Origin of the sequence: Oliverpabstia intestinalis, from assembly GCF_009696065.1 — a bacterium.
GTDB classification, from domain to species: domain Bacteria; phylum Bacillota; class Clostridia; order Lachnospirales; family Lachnospiraceae; genus Oliverpabstia; species Oliverpabstia intestinalis.
This window is the reverse complement of record NZ_VUMS01000006.1, coordinates 1-16,689: the sequence shown is the minus strand read 5'-3', so window position 1 is coordinate 16,689 and position 16,689 is coordinate 1. Positions and strand designations below refer to the sequence as shown.

Annotated in this window: 14 protein-coding genes, 1 tRNA gene and 1 rRNA gene; 14 read left to right on the top strand and 2 right to left on the bottom strand. The window is 44.8% G+C overall.

Annotated elements, in window-relative coordinates; all coding sequences use genetic code 11:
- Positions 1 to 112: 112 nt before the first annotated feature.
- The 6 genes from FYJ57_RS04035 to purD all read left to right on the top strand — a co-directional run bounded on the left by FYJ57_RS04035 (position 113) and on the right by purD (position 5,651).
- On the top strand, positions 113 to 1,150 hold the full coding sequence (locus FYJ57_RS04035; protein WP_154431630.1) for a Gfo/Idh/MocA family protein: 1,038 nt from the start codon (positions 113 to 115) through the stop codon (positions 1,148 to 1,150).
- 20 nt (positions 1,151 to 1,170) lie between these two features.
- Positions 1,171 to 2,007 carry a sugar phosphate isomerase/epimerase family protein gene (locus FYJ57_RS04030; protein ID WP_154431629.1) on the top strand — a complete coding sequence of 279 codons (837 nt, stop codon included), beginning with the start codon at positions 1,171 to 1,173 and terminating at the stop codon, positions 2,005 to 2,007.
- A gap of 182 nt (positions 2,008 to 2,189) precedes the next feature.
- Positions 2,190 to 2,696 (top strand): 5-(carboxyamino)imidazole ribonucleotide mutase, encoded by a 507-nt coding sequence (gene purE, locus FYJ57_RS04025; RefSeq protein WP_022171245.1) that lies wholly within the window; start codon positions 2,190 to 2,192, stop codon positions 2,694 to 2,696.
- Positions 2,697 to 2,725: 29 nt separating this feature from the next.
- Positions 2,726 to 3,751 (top strand): phosphoribosylformylglycinamidine cyclo-ligase, encoded by a 1,026-nt coding sequence (purM, locus tag FYJ57_RS04020; RefSeq protein ID WP_022171244.1) that lies wholly within the window; start codon positions 2,726 to 2,728, stop codon positions 3,749 to 3,751.
- Complete coding sequence (gene purN / locus FYJ57_RS04015; protein ID WP_022171243.1) at positions 3,745 to 4,368, top strand: phosphoribosylglycinamide formyltransferase; 624 nt, start codon at positions 3,745 to 3,747, stop codon at positions 4,366 to 4,368. The genes purM and purN overlap by 7 nt, the downstream gene beginning before the upstream one ends.
- Before the next feature lie 11 nt (positions 4,369 to 4,379).
- Positions 4,380 to 5,651, top strand: coding sequence for a phosphoribosylamine--glycine ligase (gene purD, locus FYJ57_RS04010; RefSeq protein WP_154431628.1), 1,272 nt, complete (start codon positions 4,380 to 4,382; stop codon positions 5,649 to 5,651).
- 74 nt (positions 5,652 to 5,725) lie between these two features.
- Here the strand turns inward: purD and FYJ57_RS04005 are convergent, their stop codons facing one another.
- The gene (locus tag FYJ57_RS04005) at positions 5,726 to 6,706 is read right to left on the bottom strand and encodes a Gfo/Idh/MocA family protein (protein WP_154431627.1); all 981 of its coding nucleotides are present in this window, start codon (positions 6,704 to 6,706) and stop codon (positions 5,726 to 5,728) included.
- Positions 6,707 to 6,951: 245 nt separating this feature from the next.
- Between FYJ57_RS04005 and FYJ57_RS04000 the strand changes: the two genes are divergently transcribed.
- Complete coding sequence (locus FYJ57_RS04000; RefSeq protein WP_022171240.1) at positions 6,952 to 7,530, top strand: dTDP-4-dehydrorhamnose 3,5-epimerase family protein; 579 nt, start codon at positions 6,952 to 6,954, stop codon at positions 7,528 to 7,530.
- A 632-nt stretch (positions 7,531 to 8,162) separates the two neighbouring features.
- On the opposite strand, the gene FYJ57_RS03995 is transcribed toward FYJ57_RS04000, so the two are convergent.
- A tRNA-Leu gene (locus FYJ57_RS03995) sits at positions 8,163 to 8,246 on the bottom strand.
- A gap of 186 nt (positions 8,247 to 8,432) precedes the next feature.
- On the opposite strand from FYJ57_RS03995, the gene FYJ57_RS03990 reads away from it, so the two are divergent.
- From FYJ57_RS03990 to FYJ57_RS03960, 7 genes are all read left to right on the top strand, one after another.
- Positions 8,433 to 10,463 carry a M28 family peptidase gene (locus tag FYJ57_RS03990; protein ID WP_154431626.1) on the top strand — a complete coding sequence of 677 codons (2,031 nt, stop codon included), beginning with the start codon at positions 8,433 to 8,435 and terminating at the stop codon, positions 10,461 to 10,463.
- A 30-nt stretch (positions 10,464 to 10,493) separates the two neighbouring features.
- Positions 10,494 to 11,129: a GNAT family N-acetyltransferase gene (locus tag FYJ57_RS03985; protein ID WP_022171237.1), complete on the top strand. Its 636-nt coding sequence runs from the start codon at positions 10,494 to 10,496 to the stop codon at positions 11,127 to 11,129.
- 73 nt (positions 11,130 to 11,202) lie between these two features.
- Positions 11,203 to 11,604 (top strand): GntR family transcriptional regulator, encoded by a 402-nt coding sequence (locus FYJ57_RS03980; RefSeq protein ID WP_022171236.1) that lies wholly within the window; start codon positions 11,203 to 11,205, stop codon positions 11,602 to 11,604.
- A 44-nt stretch (positions 11,605 to 11,648) separates the two neighbouring features.
- Positions 11,649 to 14,099: an ATP-dependent Clp protease ATP-binding subunit gene (locus tag FYJ57_RS03975; RefSeq protein WP_154431625.1), complete on the top strand. Its 2,451-nt coding sequence runs from the start codon at positions 11,649 to 11,651 to the stop codon at positions 14,097 to 14,099.
- 89 nt (positions 14,100 to 14,188) lie between these two features.
- Complete coding sequence (locus FYJ57_RS03970; RefSeq protein ID WP_022171234.1) at positions 14,189 to 14,602, top strand: hypothetical protein; 414 nt, start codon at positions 14,189 to 14,191, stop codon at positions 14,600 to 14,602.
- A 98-nt stretch (positions 14,603 to 14,700) separates the two neighbouring features.
- Positions 14,701 to 16,071 (top strand): DNA repair protein RadA, encoded by a 1,371-nt coding sequence (radA, locus tag FYJ57_RS03965; RefSeq protein ID WP_154431624.1) that lies wholly within the window; start codon positions 14,701 to 14,703, stop codon positions 16,069 to 16,071.
- 496 nt (positions 16,072 to 16,567) lie between these two features.
- Positions 16,568 to 16,689 (top strand): 16S ribosomal RNA (locus FYJ57_RS03960); the annotation flags it as partial.

Here is a 16,689-nt window from a genome sequence, read left to right as displayed (position 1 = left end):
TAAAAATTGACAGAAATTACAGGCAATGCTAATGTAGAAGAGAAAAAAGAAAAGCAAAAAACACAAAATAATACATAAATACACAGGAAACAGCAAGAGGAGGTATCAAAAGATGAAAGTAGGAGTCATTGGATGTGGCGGAATGGGAACTACCCATTATCTGTCCTTAAAAGTTCTGTCTTCTCAGATGGATGTGGAAGTGGTCGCACTGGCAGACTGCCGGGAAGAATTTTTACAGAAAGCAGCAGCAGAATTTCCCGAAGCGCGGACATATACATATGGAATGGAGCTGATCGAACGTGAAAATCTGGATGCAGTACATATCTGCCTTCCAAGCTACCTGCATACAGAGCATGCCGTAGCAGCTATGAAAAAGGGCATGAATGTTCTGGTAGAAAAACCGGTCTGCCTGACCAGAGAAGAAGGAGAACTGCTTTTGGAGACACAGAAAGAAACAGGAGTGAAAGTCATGGTAGGACAGGTGGTCCGTGCCTTTGACGAATACCGCTATCTGAAAGAAGTGTACGATAACAAGACACTCGGAAAGCTTAAATCGATCGTGATGCAACGTGTGAGCGGCAATGTCCGCTGGGGATTTGAGGGATGGTTCCATGATGAGAAAAAGAGTGGTTCCGTTGTGCTGGATCTTCATATCCATGACCTGGATTTTTTGAGATACATGCTGGGTGAGCCGGATGATTTTGAAGTACGGGCAACGACATTTGATTCCGGTATGATCAATCAGGTAATCACCACCTATGAGTTCGGTGATATATTTGCTACGGCAGAAGGGGTGTGGGATGTGTCTCCGATACCGAAATTCCAGGCAGGATTCCGGGCGTATTTTGAAAATGGAACTGTTTACTTTAATCAGGCAGGGCAGCCGGGGCTTGCGGTATACAAAGCTGATGGAACAGAGATCGTTCCCGAGTTGCATCCGGAGTATGAGGGGCAGACGAATACCGGTATCAACATCACGAATCTCGGACCATATTATACAGAAATCAAATATTTTCTGGAATGTCTGCGGGATGGCAAAGAAATCACCCTCGCACCGCTTCAGGAAGGCGTAAAATCCGTAGAACAGGCACTGGAAGAGTGGGAAGCTGCAAAGCTGTATCTTCGTGAGAAAAAAGAAATGTATATCTGAGAACATGCAGGAGGGAACATATGCGGGTAGGAGTGATCGTCCGTATGGAAGCGGACACAGACATTAACGAAAAATTTGCGGAAGTCCGTGCGATGGGCATGGAGAGCTGTCAGCTGGTATGCTGGGAGCGGAAGATTATCAACGATGAGAAGGCAGCAGAAGCGATTCTGGCGGCAGCTGAAAAACACGGGATTACCATCAGTGCATTCTGGTGTGGCTGGGGTGGCCGAAAAGTCTGGGATTTTTATGATGGTCAGCTGACCCTGGGTCTGGTCCCGGCAGATTACCGGGCAGAACGGGTAAGGATGCTTCTGGAAGGCTCTGATTTTGCAAAAAAACTCGGTGTTACCGATTTTGTCACCCATGTAGGGTATATGCCGGAAAATCCATATGATACGAACTATCAGGGAACACTGAATGCCTGTAAGGAAGTGGCAGAACGGTGTAAAAAGAACGGACAGGTCTTCCTGTTCGAGACCGGACAGGAGACTCCGGTCACATTGAAACGGGCGCTGCAGGATATAGAAAAAGATGTGGGCGAAGGATGCGTGGGAGTGAATCTGGATCCGGCGAATCTTTTAATGTACGGAAAAGCCAACCCGGTGGATGCGCTGGAGGTCTTCGGGGAATATGTGCGCGGCGTCCACGGAAAAGACGGAAAATACCCGACGGACGGTCATTTCCTTGGAGAAGAAGTGCCGATCGGGCAGGGAAAGGTCAATTATCCGGTCTTTATAGAACGGTTAAAAGAAGTGGGATATGACGGAGATATTACCATCGAGAGAGAAATCTCAGGAGAAGAACAGAAAAAAGATATTTTGGCAGGAAAAGAATATCTGGAACAACTGATCGGATAACAGAGAAGAAAAGAGAACAGCCGGTTGAGAGGTTCTCTTTTTTTGACTGTTCCTGGCAATTTTCATGATTTATATTGACAAGAAGTGACAGACTTAGTATTATTACTAATAAGTAGAGATGAATTAATTAAAACTACTTATAAGAGAAACTAATAAGTATTTATGAGCAAAGGAGACAAGCAATGGCTAAAGTAGGAATTGTTATGGGAAGTGATTCTGACATGCCGGTGATGAGCAAAGCCGCAGCAATGTTGGAAAAATTAGGCGTAGATTACGAGATGACGATTATTTCTGCACACAGAGAACCAGATGTATTCTTTGAGTATGCGAAGAGCGCAGAGGAGAAAGGATTTAAAGTAATCATTGCAGGCGCCGGTATGGCTGCCCATCTGCCGGGTATGTGTGCTGCTATTTTCCCGATGCCGGTTATCGGTATCCCGATGCACACCACTTCTCTGGGAGGCAGAGATTCCCTGTACTCGATCGTACAGATGCCGACCGGTATCCCGGTGGCAACCGTGGCAATCAACGGAGGAGCCAATGCAGCGATTCTCGCAGCGAAGATTCTTGCAACATCTGATGATGCGCTGCTCTCCCGCCTGAAAGCATATACACAGGAAATGAAAGAAGAAGTAGAAGCAAAAGACGCAAAATTAAAAGAAGTAGGATATAAGAACTATACAAAATAAAAGTGCCGCAGAGCAGATGGAGGATCAAGATGGATTACAAGAAAGCTGGAGTAGATATTGAAGCAGGTTACAAATCCGTAGAACTGATGAAGGAACATGTAAAAAGAACCATGAGAGAAGAAGTTCTTGGCGGACTTGGCGGATTTTCCGGTGCATTTTCTCTGAAAAAGATCAAAGAGATGGAAGATCCGGTACTGCTGTCCGGAACAGACGGATGCGGAACCAAAGTAAAACTGGCGATGATCATGGACAAACACGATACCATTGGAATCGATGCGGTTGCCATGTGTGTGAATGATATTGCCTGTGCAGGCGGAGAACCATTATTCTTCCTGGATTACATTGCCTGCGGTAAGAACTATCCGGAGAAGATCGCACAGATCGTAAGCGGTGTGGCAGAAGGATGCGTACAGTCCGATGCAGCCCTGATCGGTGGCGAGACTGCAGAACATCCAGGTCTGATGCCGGAAGAGGAATACGATCTGGCAGGATTTGCCGTTGGTGTCTGCGACAGAAAAGAGATGATCACCGGCGAAAACCTGAAAGACGGAGATGTACTGATCGGTATGGCATCCACAGGCGTACACAGCAACGGATTTTCTCTTGTAAGAAAAGTTTTCGATATGACAAAAGAATCCCTGGATACCTATTATGACGAACTGGGAACCACACTGGGAGAGGCTCTGCTGGCTCCTACAAGAATCTATGTAAAAGCACTGAAAAATGTAAAAAATGCAGGTGTGACCGTAAAAGCATGCAGCCATATCACCGGTGGCGGATTCTATGAAAATATTCCGCGTATGTTAAAAGACGGTGTTCACGCAGTGATCGAAAAAGACAGCTATCCGATCCCTCCGATCTTTACCCTGATGGCAAAGAAAGGGAATATCGAAGAGCAGATGATGTACAACACTTACAACATGGGTATCGGTATGATCGTTGCCGTAGATCCTGCAGATGTGGACAAGACCATGGAAGCCATGCGTGCAGCAGGTGATACTCCGTACGTTGTAGGTAAAATCACAGAAGGTGAAAAGGGAGTGACCTTATGTTAAAAATGGCAGTTCTGGTATCAGGCGGCGGTACCAATCTTCAGGCGATCATTGACAGCATAACAAACGGAACCATCACCAATGCGGAGATTTCCGTTGTGATCAGTAACAATGCAAATGCCTATGCACTGGAACGGGCAAGGAAACATGGCATCGAAGCAAGATGCATTTCACCAAAACAGTATGAGACGAGAGAGGCATTTAACGAGGCTCTTCTGGCGGCTATTCAGTCTTATGGTGTAGATCTGGTGGTACTGGCAGGATGTCTGGTTGTGATTCCGGAGATCATGGTAAAAGCTTATCCGAATAGAATCATCAACATTCATCCGGCGCTGATCCCGTCTTTTTGCGGAACCGGCTATTATGGACTGAAAGTTCATGAGGGTGTGTTGAAAAGAGGCGTAAAAGTAACCGGAGCTACTGTGCATTTTGTGGATGAGGGAACGGATACCGGCCCTATCATTCTGCAGAAAGCGGTGGAGGTGAAAGAGGGAGATACCCCGGAGATTCTGCAGCGGAGAGTTATGGAAGAGGCAGAATGGGTGATCATGCCGAAAGCGATTGATCTGATTGCAAATGATAAGATAGAGGTAGTTGACGGACTGGTAAGATCCAGATAGGAGGAAAAGACATGAAAGTACTGATCGTAGGGAGCGGCGGAAGAGAACATGCTATCGCATGGAAAGTGGCACAGAGTCCGAAAATTGACAAAATCTACTGTGCGCCGGGCAATGCGGGAATTGAAGAATATGCAGAATGTGTCAATATCGGTGCGATGGAGTTTGACAAACTGGTGGCTTTTGCAAAAGAAAAAGAGATTGATCTGACCGTTATCGGTATGGACGATCCGCTGGTTGGCGGCGTGGTAGATGCTTTTGAGGCAGAAGGACTGCGTGTGTTCGGACCGAGAAAAAATGCAGCGATCCTGGAAGGTTCCAAAGCATTTTCCAAAGATCTGATGAAAAAATACAACATTCCGACAGCTGCTTATGAAAACTTTACCGATCCGCAGGAAGCACTTGCTTATCTGGAAACTGCAAAATTCCCGATCGTTTTAAAAGCGGACGGACTGGCACTTGGAAAAGGTGTACTGATCTGCAACACACTGGAAGAAGCAAAAGACGGTGTGAAAGAGATCATGGAAGATAAAAAATTCGGCAGTGCCGGCAATACAATGGTGATTGAAGAGTTCATGACCGGTCGTGAGGTGTCCGTTCTGACTTATGTGGATGGAAAAACCATCAAACCGATGACTTCCGCACAGGATCACAAACGTGCGAAAGACGGAGATCAGGGGCTGAATACCGGTGGTATGGGAACTTTCTCTCCAAGTCCGTTCTATACCGAAGAAGTGGATGCATTCTGTAAGGCACACATCTATCAGGCAACGGTAGATGCGATGGCAGCAGAGGGAAGAGAATTCAAGGGAATCATTTTCTTCGGCCTGATGCTGACTGCCGATGGCCCGAAGGTTCTGGAATACAATGCCCGTTTCGGTGATCCGGAGGCACAGGTCGTTCTTCCGAGAATGAAGACGGATATCGTCGATGTGTTTGAAGCATGTATCGATGGAACACTGGATCAGATCGATCTGGAATTCGAAGACAATGCAGCCGTGTGCGTCGTTCTGGCATCTGACGGGTATCCGGTATCTTATCAGAAAGGCTTCCCGATCAAAGGACTGGATGCATTCAAAGAAAAAGAAGGTTACTATGTATTCCACGCAGGAACCGCAAAGAAAGACGGACAGATCGTGACAAACGGTGGTCGTGTGCTTGGAGTAGTAGCTAAAGGAGATGACCTGAAACAGGCGAGAGCGAATGCGTATAAAGCTATCGATCTTGTAGAGTTTGATAATAAATATTATCGTCATGATATTGGAAAAGCGATTGACGAGGCATAAGATAAGGTAAAAAATAACAGGGGCAGAAGACGAAAGAAGAATCGTTTTCTGCCCCTGTTTTGAAAGATAAAAAATCAACCTTCTTCTTCCTCAGGATATCTCATCCCCCAGTCTTTCCGGATCGAGGTCATCATATCCATCACATCGATCGTATAGTCGAGATGCATCCGGTTTTCCTCTCCGGCGACAGCCACTTCCATATCGGCCACTTCGTATTCCAGCGCCCGGTCGGTAGAACCGACGGATACCACTTCTTTGTGACCGTCTTCCGTATAAGTGATGATAGCTTCCTCGCCCCGCGGATACTCGAACAGTTCGATGTAAGCCTTATCAAAAGAGATCGTTCCTCGTTTTGGCTGTTTGGCATGCAGAGACAAAATGACGGTAGCCATCTCCCCCTCCTTGTTTTTCAACAAAATCGATGCCTGCTCATCCACGCCGGTAGGTGCGTATTTTACCTGAGAGAGAATCTGATCCGGTTTTGAGGACATAAACCAGCGAAGGAAAGACAGCGCATACACACCGATATCCAGCAGTGCTCCGCCCGCGAGATTCCGGTTGAAAAAGCGGTTTTTCATGTCATACTCTTTGTAACTTCCGAAGTTCATCTGCAAAAGCCGAAGTTCCCCGAATTCCCCGGTATCCATCCGGCTGCGAAGTTCCTTGTAGATTGGCATGTGGAAAATCGTCATGGCCTCGGCAAGAACTACATGATGTTCTTCAGCGAGACGAACCGCTTCTTCCAGTTCTTCAGCGTTGAGGGTAATGGATTTTTCACAGAGTACATGTTTTCCGGCACTTAAAGCCTTCCGAAGGTAGGAAATATGTGTGTTATGCGGAGTGGAAATATAGATAATGTCCACCTCATTATCCGAAAATACATCGTCAATCTGATCATAAACTTTATCAATTCCATATTTTTCAGCAAAAGCAACTGCCTTTTCGTGCGTACGGTTTGCTACGGAATATAGTTTCCGTCCGTTTGCAGCAAACGCCTGTGCCAGCTGATTGGCGATCACGCCACATCCGAGAGTAGCCCATTTATATTCTTTCATAACGGTGTCCTTTCTTACTCTATCTATAAGATTTTGTCATGTATTTATTATAGCGAAGAGAAAAGAAGGGTGCAAGTGGGAAGTATTGTGTTGACAGTGACTGGGACGGTTCAGATCATTACTTTGCTTCTGTTCACAGTAACATTACTTTTTAGAAACACAGGGAAAATACAATAAACATTTGCAGAAATAAGGTAAATTGTGTATGATATAACTAAAAATAAAAAGAAAAAAGGGGGTATCCGATGACGTTGCAAATATATCCTTTTTCAGCATCCGAATCAAAGATTGATGGATTGCGTATTATTAATGTAAAAATGGTGACGGATGATCGAGGCACAGTGAGAGAACTCTATCGTGAGAGTAGCCATTCAGAAGTTTTACCGGAAACACTTTCTTCGTGGAAACAGATAAATTTAACACGTACAAAACGTGGAGCGGTTCGCGGTCTGCATGGAGAAGCCATGGCAAAGCTGGTTACAGTGGCAACCGGTTCCGTATTTGGTGTGTATGTGGATACAAGACCGGACAGTAAAACATTTGGTGCAGTAGAAACAGTACATATTACACCTGGAATACAGGTTTTTGTTCCACAGGGCGTGTGCAACGGATTTCAGGCGTTGGAAGAAGGAACAGAGTATTTATATTTCTTTGATAACGAGTGGGCTCCGGGAATGTCAGGAACAGCATTGACTCCTTTAGACAATGAACTGGGAATAGAATGGCCGATTCCTATTGAAAAAGACAATCGTGAACAGCTTTCGGAGAAGGATGCCAAAGCACCGACACTTCGGGAATTGAAAGAAATATTAAAATGTGAATAATGTGATTTTATTCTAAATATTACAATAGAACCTTAGTTGGAAAATTCAAATGAGCACTTGCAAAAACAAGTGCTCAAGTGTATAATCTAATTAGAAAGGTAATCGGATATAACTCCGATTTGCCCTCTGTTAAAAACTATTAAAGAAATAGCATCCTAAACTTTGGGCGGTAGAGGATGCTATTTCTTTTTGCGTTTCTTTTTACGCTTATGCTTCTTTTATGATTGTCTATGTAAGATAGAGCCTCGAAAACTACTAACAATAAAGTAAGAACTTCCATTGCGTTCATAGGGCATCACCCTCCTTTCATGAGATCAGAGGGCATCAAATAATCAGAAATCACATCCTGCTTTCTATTTGATTGCACAAATGTAGTATATCACATTGCGAACGGATGTTCAAATGGAAAGTATTCCGTATGAATAGAATAAAAATTAAAACATTACATTTTCACCCGAACCAACACCGAACAAAAAGACCAACTGGTTTTATCCGCCCTACAGCCACCACAAGATATAGTAGCCCCACCACCCAAAAACGTGAGACAGCGTGAGACAAAAATCGTATCATTCAGACAATAAAAAAAGCAGAAAACCTGAATAAAATCAAAGCTTTCTGCCCTTTTCTCTGTATGCGGGAGATGGGACTTGAACCCACACGAGCATACACCCACAAGATCCTTAGTCTTGCCTGTCTGCCAATTCCAGCACTCCCGCGCGCTTTCTTTCTCTGAAAGACAAGTGATATTATATCCCCGTAAAACAGAAAAGTCAACACTTTTTTTGAAAAATTATGCATAAAAATTAAAATAGACAGTCAGAGGTGCGCGCGGTATAATAAAGCCGACATAAGAATACGATCCCGACAGCAAATGTCAGGCACCGTTTGGCAGGAGGGTATCAATGAACGAGAAAGAGAAAGTATTAACACATCTGGATATTCCATATTCCTATGAACTGGCAAAACGTATGGAGATGTATCGGTGTAATCCGGAGCTGGGATATCGGTCGGCAGGATCAAAAGCAGAGTTTCTGACCGGCGAGATGTTAAAAAAAGAGATGGAAGAGATTGGTCTGTCCGGGGTAGCGAAAGATGAGATTACCGTAGACGGCTGGGAATTTCGTAAAGCAGTTCTGTATGTACTGGATGAAAATGGAAAGAAACGTGAGATCCGGCTGGGAGCTTACCAGACAAACTGCGTGACTGATGGGGCAGAAGAATATCCGCTGGTCTATGTTGGAAAAGGAACAGAGTTAGACTATAAAGACATCGATGTAAAGAATAAACTGGTATTAGTTGACATTAACCAACGTGACGAATGGTGGATCAATTTCCCGGTATATCAGGCACATCTGAAAGGTACAAAAGCACTGATCGCGGTGCAGCAGGGCGGCTATGGCGAGATCGATGAAGATGCGTTAAATGCCCAGGATATTGCAGGACCGGCAGATGCTCCTGCATTTTCCATATCCAGAAGAGATGCCCAGTGGCTGAAAGAACAGCTGGATAATCAGCAAAGCCGGGAGCTATGGGTGACACTGGAAGCGGACAGCCGGGTGATGCCGGAGTGTAAAACTTATAATATTACCGGACAGATCCAGGGAAAACACAAAGACCGTCTGATCGTGCTTTCTGCTCATTACGATTCGTATTTTGACGGATTTCAGGATGATAATACGGCGGTGGCCATGATGTTCGGGATCGCGAAAGCATTGATCGATGCCAGGATTCAGCCGGACAATACGATCCTGATCTGTGCGATGGCAGCAGAAGAGTGGGGCGTGATTGATTCGGATTTTGACTGGTCCACAGGTGCCTACGAACAGGTATTTACCGTACATCCAGAATGGGTGGGAAAGGTGATCGCCGACCTGAACTTTGAGCTTCCGGCCCTGGCACACGGTGCAGGGGCACGGATCCGAAGTTGTTATGAATATCAGCCGTTTCTGGAACAATTCTTGGAGGAACTTCCGATGCTGACCAGAGCATACCCGGAGGAGGCATCCGTTGTATCACCAATCGAGACATGGTCCGATGATTTTTCGATGGCGATCGCAGGCATCCCTTCCATGGTAAATGATTTTACCGGTGGAAGTTTTATGGAGACACACTATCATTCTCAGTTTGATAACGACGAATATTATGATCCACAGGTATACCAGTTTCATCATGAACTGTATGCACTGCTGGTTCTGGCTATTGATGCGACTGCCGTGGTGCCACTCTCCTTTACCGGTGTTATGAAACGAGCACAGGAAGGACTGGAACTGATAAAATCCTGTGAAAACGGCTGTCTGGGAGAAAAGTACGAAACAATCAGCGGATTACTGAGCGACGCAAAAAAACAACAGGAAGAGAATTACCGCTGGCTTATGCAGAAAAACAGCGAATATAAAACATGCGAAGATCCTGAAAAACGGGAAGAACTGTATCAGAGTTTGCGGCAGACAGAAGCAGAACTTCTGGAGCGGTTCAAAACAGAACAGGATGCATTTGTCCGCATCGACTGGTACGGAAATGTATTTTACCCACATGAGATACTGTTGAGAAACATCCACCTCCTGGAGGGAGCAAAAAAGAATCTCGAAAAAGGAGAAATTTCAATAGCACTCAGAAAATTGTACGATGTGGATAACAATGCCTATGCATTTATGTTTGATAAAGAAGTCTACGAACATTTTACCGATTATGTGTACCATCAGCCAAAAGAACGGCTGAAATGGGGATACAGACGTCTGATGCAGCATGAAAATCTGTACGATCTGGTAAAACAGCTGCTGAAAAAAGAAGAAGCAGGAGAAAAAGACTGTCGGGAAGAGGCAGTAGCACTTGCAAAAGTAATCGATAAACAGTACAAAATGGCAGAACAGACAATGGAAGAGATTTATCAAACCGTGAAAGAACATTTTGTGCATCCGATACAGGAACAATAAGAAAGGTGACGGGGAAACCCGCTGAAAAATATGGAAAGCGATAAGTTATATCGGGTAAAAAAAGAAGATTTACCTAAGTTAGAGGAACTTTTAAACATTTGTTTTGCACACGATCCACTGTACGAGACACTGATCCCGGATCCGGATGTGAGAAAACGTCTGATGCCGGAGCTGTTCCACTGCGATATGGATGAATTCTATGAAACATGTGAGATTTTTGCGGACAGCGAAGAACTTAACAGCGTGCTGGTGGTATCCGATGAGACAGAGTCCTACAATCTGTTTCATTTCCTGCTGACAGAAGCGAAGGCAACCCTGCAAAATGATCTGTATCTGATCAAGGAGGATCCGTCTTTTCATACCTTTTATAATTTTATCAAAGGCGGCGACTACCTGAATTCGAGCTGGACACAACAACTTCATCAGACAAAACGACTGCATATTATTTACCTGGCGGTTCATCCAAGGATGCAGCACCACGGAATGGCAGCGATGCTGATGGATGAAGCAATCCGGTATGCCCAGGAACATGGAATGATGATTTCACTGGAAACACACAACGAAAAAAATCTGGAATTCTACAAAAAGTTCCAGTTCAAAGAGTATGGAATCTTAAAAAAGAACTTTAATTTGAAACAATACTGTCTGATCCGGGAATATCAGTAAGGGTCTGCTTTACAAAACGTGGGATCTGTTATATGATGTATAACACACAGAAAAGAGAAAGCAGGGTGAACAGATGCAGATAGAATTGCTGGAGATAGATTTTAACAGCGAAGAAGCAATTTATATGCAGCTTCGCAACCAGATCATACTTGGAATCGCCACATCCAGACTGCAGGACGGAGATACCCTCCCGTCAGTAAGACAGATGGCAGAATGTATCGGAATTAATATGCATACAGTAAATAAAGCGTACGCTGTTCTCAGGAAAGAGGGCATCGTATCTATAGACCGGAGAAAAGGTGCAGTGATCTGCATCGATTCAAACAAACTGCTGGCACTGGAAGAAATGCGTCAGAATCTGTATATCATTCTGGCAAAGGGGCGATGTCATAACATTTCCCGGCAGGAAGCACATAGGCTGCTGGATGAAATCTATGATATGTGGGAGCAATCCCCCGAAGACCCGTTAGAATAATCTGCGGGCAAACAGGATACGAAAAATGGAGGATAGAACGCTGCATGAGTACACAATATACGAATCAGGCAAAGACAGCGGTAAAATATGCGGAAAAGACAGCACGCAGATACAAACATAGTTATATCGGAACCGAACATTTACTGGCAGGTCTTTTACACGAAGAAGAGGGAACGGCCGGTATGGTTCTGCGCGACATGGGAATCAGTGAAGAACGGCTGATGGAAATGATCCGGAAACTGATTGCACCGGAAGAGAGTAATGTGCTGACTGCGGACCGGGCAGGATATACCCCACGGGCGACAAGAATGCTGGAAGGAGCTGTGGAAGAAGCAGATGATCTTCGCAGTGAAAAGATAGGAACAGAACATCTTCTGCTTGCGATGCTGCGGGAAGTTGACTGTATGGGAACCCGTCTGCTGCACACGATGGGAGTAAATATCCGAAAACTGCAGAATGAAGTTCTGGCAGCGATGGGAGAAGAAGTTGCCAATCCAAGAGATAACGGCAATGCACGATCCAGAAATGAAGCGGCTACAGGCACGCCGACACTGGATCAGTACAGCAGAGATCTGACTGAGATGGCTCGTCAGGGAGTTATGGATCCGGTGGTCGGAAGAGAAGATGAGATTGGTCGGGTAATCCAGATTCTGAGCCGCCGGACGAAAAACAATCCCTGTCTGATCGGAGAACCGGGTGTTGGAAAAACAGCGGTAGTAGAAGGACTTGCTCAGCGGATCACGCAGGGGCTGGTGCCGGAAAAAATGAAAAACAGACGGCTGGTTGTTCTGGATTTGTCCGGTATGGTGGCAGGATCAAAATACCGCGGTGAATTCGAAGAAAGAATCAAAAAAGTAATTACAGAAGTGATGGAACATCCGGGGATTCTGCTGTTTATTGATGAATTGCATACAATTATCGGAGCAGGCGGTGCGGAAGGAGCACTGGATGCATCCAATATTTTAAAACCTTCTCTTTCGAGAGGGGAGATTCAGATCATCGGTGCGACCACGATTGAAGAATACAGAAAACATATCGAAAAAGATGCTGCACTGGAACGAAGATTTCAGCCGGTTACGGTAGAAGAACCGACGCAAGAGCAGGCAGTTGAGATTCTGAAGGGATTGCGCCCTTATTATGAAAAACATCACGGAGTCACCATTACCGATGAGGCGCTGGAGGCAGCAGTCAAGATGTCTATCCGTTATATTGCAGACCGGCATCTGCCGGACAAAGCCATTGATCTGATGGATGAAGCATCTTCACGGGTACAGTTAACAGGTATTACAGTGCCTCCGCAGTTAAAAGAGGTAGAGCAGAATCTGCATGCACTTGCCGAAAAAAAAGAGGAAGCGATCAGGGAAGGCGATTTTTCAAGAGCGCGGGAGTTGCAGGAAGGACAAAAAGAGCTGGAAGAATCCTACGAAAAATTGAAAAAACGTCAGGAACAGCGCTATAAAAATAAAAAAATGCAGGTAACCGAAGAAAATATTGCCCAGATCGTATCCAGCTGGACCAAGATTCCGGTACAGAAACTTGCCCAGAAAGAGTCCAAACGTCTGGCAAGCCTGGAAAAAGAACTGCACAAACGGGTGATCGGTCAGGAAGAAGCGGTGGAAGCGGTGGCGAAATCAATCAAGCGAGGACGCGTGGGACTGAAAGATCCGGCAAGGCCGATCGGTTCTTTCTTGTTTCTAGGACCGACCGGTGTTGGTAAGACAGAACTGTCTAAAGCACTGGCAGAGACAGTCTTTGGCTCCGAGCAGGCGATGATCCGTGTGGATATGTCGGAATACATGGAAAAGCACAGTGTATCAAAACTGATCGGCTCACCGCCGGGATACGTGGGATATGAAGAAGGTGGTCAGCTTTCCGAGAAGATACGGAGAAATCCATACAGTGTGATTCTGTTCGATGAGATTGAAAAAGCACATCCGGATGTATTTAATATTTTATTACAGGTGCTGGATGACGGTCATATCACAGATGCGCAGGGCAGAAAAGTGGATTTTAAACAGACCTGTATCATCATGACATCAAACGCCGGTGCACAGTCAATCGTAGAACCAAAACGTCTTGGATTTTCTCAGGGAGAAGACAAGAAGAAAGACTACGAAGATATGAAACGCGGTGTTATGGAAGAAGTGAGAAGAATCTTTAAGCCGGAATTCTTAAATCGTGTCGATGAGATCCTGGTCTTCCATATGCTGGATAAACAGGAGATTCGCCAGATTGTTAATATTCTGGTAAAAAAACTGGAGAAACGATGCAAAGAACAGCTGGATATCGAACTGGTTGTCCGAAGCAGTGTAAAAGACTATCTGGCAGAAAACGGATTTGACAGCAAATATGGTGCACGACCTCTGAAAAGAGCGATCCAGAACAAATTGGAAGACAGGATGGCAGAGGAGATACTGGCTGGAAAGATTCACAGAGGGGATCGGGTTATTGTGTCTGTATCTAAAAAAGTTATTAAATTTTCAGTCAATGACTAGATGTTTTTCTGAATTTATTATATAATATCTACAAAACAAAAGCAGCGTCAGAGATGGCGGAACGCACAGAGGAAAACTAGGAGGATATTATGGCTACGATTAAAGAATTGATCAGAACAGAAGCAGCTGGAGGAATCAGTTTCGGTAATTATGAACTGGATACCAAGACGAAACTTTCTGATTATGAATATGATGGTGATTTATATAAAGTAAAAACCTTTAAGGAGATTACAAAGCTGGAGCGAAACGGAATGTTCGTATACGAATCCGTTCCGGGAACCACAGTTTTAGATATGAAGATCGGAAATAACGGTATGGTATTTTCTGTAGAAGGGACAGATAATACACAGATTACAGTAGAGATGGAAGCGGATTGCGAATATAAAGTACTTCTGGATGACGTGAGCGTTGGTCATATGAAAACCAATTTGGGAGGAAAATTGTCTTTCAGCGCAGACTTATCCCCGGATAAAGCTGTTTGTGTGGAGATTGAAAAATTATAAGTGATCAAAAGCCTGTGATGAAAAAGCTGTCGTCTTACCGGAAAACGGTAGGGTGGCAGCTTATGTTGTGTATGAGGGTGAACAGGAGTAGAAAGAGCATGGCAAAAGCGAAGAAAACAGTATTTTTCTGTCAGGAGTGTGGATATGAATCACCAAAATGGATGGGGCAGTGTCCGGGATGCAAAAGCTGGAATACATTTGTGGAAGAGACTGTGAGTCCAAACCAGACAAAACATCAGGAGGCAACAGGAAGAAAGAAAGCCGAACCTGTAGCACTTTCCGAGATTTCCCTGGATGAAGAAGACCGTATCCATACAGGTATCAAAGAACTGGATCGGGTTCTTGGCGGCGGGATCGTGCAGGGCTCGATGACGTTGGTAGGTGGTGATCCGGGTATCGGAAAATCGACGCTCCTTTTGCAGGTATGCAGAAATCTGGCAGATCGAGTATCCGTTCTTTATATATCCGGTGAGGAATCATTAAAACAGATCAAACTGCGGGCACAGAGAATCGGTGCGTTTGGAGACCGGCTGCGGCTGCTGTGTGAGACCAATCTGGACATGATCCGCCAGGTGATTGAAAAAGAAAAACCAACAGTAGTTGTGATCGATTCGATACAGACTATGTACAACGAAGAGGTGTCCTCTGCTCCTGGAAGTGTGTCGCAGGTAAGAGAATCCACAGGGGTGCTGCTGCAGATAGCAAAAGGACTTGGGGTTTCCATATTTATCGTTGGTCATGTGACAAAGGATGGAAATGTAGCAGGACCGAGAGTGCTGGAACACATGGTAGATACAGTGCTTTATTTTGAGGGCGATCGCCATGCATCCTACCGAATTCTGCGTGGAGTAAAGAATCGTTTTGGATCTACCAATGAGATCGGTGTCTTTGAAATGCGTGAAGAGGGGCTGGTGGAAGTGGAAAATCCTTCGGAGTTTATGCTGGCGGGAAGACCAGAGGGAGCATCCGGTTCCGTAGTAGCCTGCTCCATGGAGGGAACCAGACCGATCCTGATAGAAATCCAGGCACTTGTATGTGCCAGCAACTTCGGTATGCCGAGAAGAACGGCAGCAGGTACGGATTATAACAGAGTTAATCTTTTGATGGCCGTACTGGAAAAACGTCTGGGACTTCATCTCTCGGCAAGTGATGCATATGTCAATATCGCCGGGGGAATCCGTATGAATGAACCGGCGATAGATTTGGGAATCCTGCTTGCTGTGGTATCGAGTTATAAAGATATTGTGATTGATGATAAGGTACTGGTATTCGGAGAAGTTGGTCTGAGCGGAGAAGTACGTGCGGTAAGCATGGCAGAACAGAGGGTACAGGAAGCAAAGAAACTGGGCTTTACAAAGGTAATCCTTCCGGCAGCATGCATGAAAAGTGTGGGACAGGAAACAGAAATCACGCTGATTCCGGTGGATAACATCAGAGATGCAGTTCGCTTTCTGGAACAGAAAAGGTAATGTAAGAAATACATCAAAGAAAATGTAAAAAAATGTAAAAAGACAGTTGACGAAAACAGAAATAAATGCTATTATATCAGAGTTGCAACTGACGAAAACGATTGAATCAAAGAAGTGAAAAAAGTTCTTGACAATATAGAGTGAGTTGTGATATGATGCAAAAGTTGTTGCTGATGAGTCGAAAACATAAACCAACTTCAAAAAAAGTTGAAAAAGTTCTTGACAGGCAGGAAACGACATGATATAATAGCAAAGCTGTTTGAGACAAACGGCAATGCAAAACTGATCTTTGATAACTGAACAGTGAAACACATTCCTCGAAAGTTCTTTTTAAAATCATAAAAACGAACGATCGAAAGATCCTTAAAAAACAGTAAAAGGGATAAATTAGCCAAGAGTTGATTTTGACCTGGAGCAAATCTCGCAGAACAAGTTCTGCTCGATGAACGCACGATTTTCATTAGTACAAGCACATGAAAATCTTGATGCGCACATTTATTTAGAGAGTTTGATCCTGGCTCAGGATGAACGCTGGCGGCGTGCTTAACACATGCAAGTCGAACGAAGCACTTTGGACAGATTCTTCGGATGAAGTTTTTGGTGACTGAGTGGCGGACG

Excerpts from the sequence above, each read along its gene's own strand:
- FYJ57_RS04035 (WP_154431630.1), top strand. The coding sequence starts at position 113 with ATGAAAGTAGGAGTCATTGGATGTGGCGGAATGGGAACTACCCATTAT.
- FYJ57_RS04030 (WP_154431629.1), top strand. The coding sequence starts at position 1,171 with ATGCGGGTAGGAGTGATCGTCCGTATGGAAGCGGACACAGACATTAAC.
- purE (WP_022171245.1), top strand. The coding sequence starts at position 2,190 with ATGGCTAAAGTAGGAATTGTTATGGGAAGTGATTCTGACATGCCGGTG.
- purM (WP_022171244.1), top strand. The coding sequence starts at position 2,726 with ATGGATTACAAGAAAGCTGGAGTAGATATTGAAGCAGGTTACAAATCC.
- purN (WP_022171243.1), top strand. The coding sequence starts at position 3,745 with ATGTTAAAAATGGCAGTTCTGGTATCAGGCGGCGGTACCAATCTTCAG.
- purD (WP_154431628.1), top strand. The coding sequence starts at position 4,380 with ATGAAAGTACTGATCGTAGGGAGCGGCGGAAGAGAACATGCTATCGCA.
- FYJ57_RS04005 (WP_154431627.1), bottom strand. The coding sequence starts at position 6,706 with ATGAAAGAATATAAATGGGCTACTCTCGGATGTGGCGTGATCGCCAAT.
- FYJ57_RS04000 (WP_022171240.1), top strand. The coding sequence starts at position 6,952 with ATGACGTTGCAAATATATCCTTTTTCAGCATCCGAATCAAAGATTGAT.
- FYJ57_RS03990 (WP_154431626.1), top strand. The coding sequence starts at position 8,433 with ATGAACGAGAAAGAGAAAGTATTAACACATCTGGATATTCCATATTCC.
- FYJ57_RS03985 (WP_022171237.1), top strand. The coding sequence starts at position 10,494 with ATGGAAAGCGATAAGTTATATCGGGTAAAAAAAGAAGATTTACCTAAG.
- FYJ57_RS03980 (WP_022171236.1), top strand. The coding sequence starts at position 11,203 with ATGCAGATAGAATTGCTGGAGATAGATTTTAACAGCGAAGAAGCAATT.
- FYJ57_RS03975 (WP_154431625.1), top strand. The coding sequence starts at position 11,649 with ATGAGTACACAATATACGAATCAGGCAAAGACAGCGGTAAAATATGCG.
- FYJ57_RS03970 (WP_022171234.1), top strand. The coding sequence starts at position 14,189 with ATGGCTACGATTAAAGAATTGATCAGAACAGAAGCAGCTGGAGGAATC.
- radA (WP_154431624.1), top strand. The coding sequence starts at position 14,701 with ATGGCAAAAGCGAAGAAAACAGTATTTTTCTGTCAGGAGTGTGGATAT.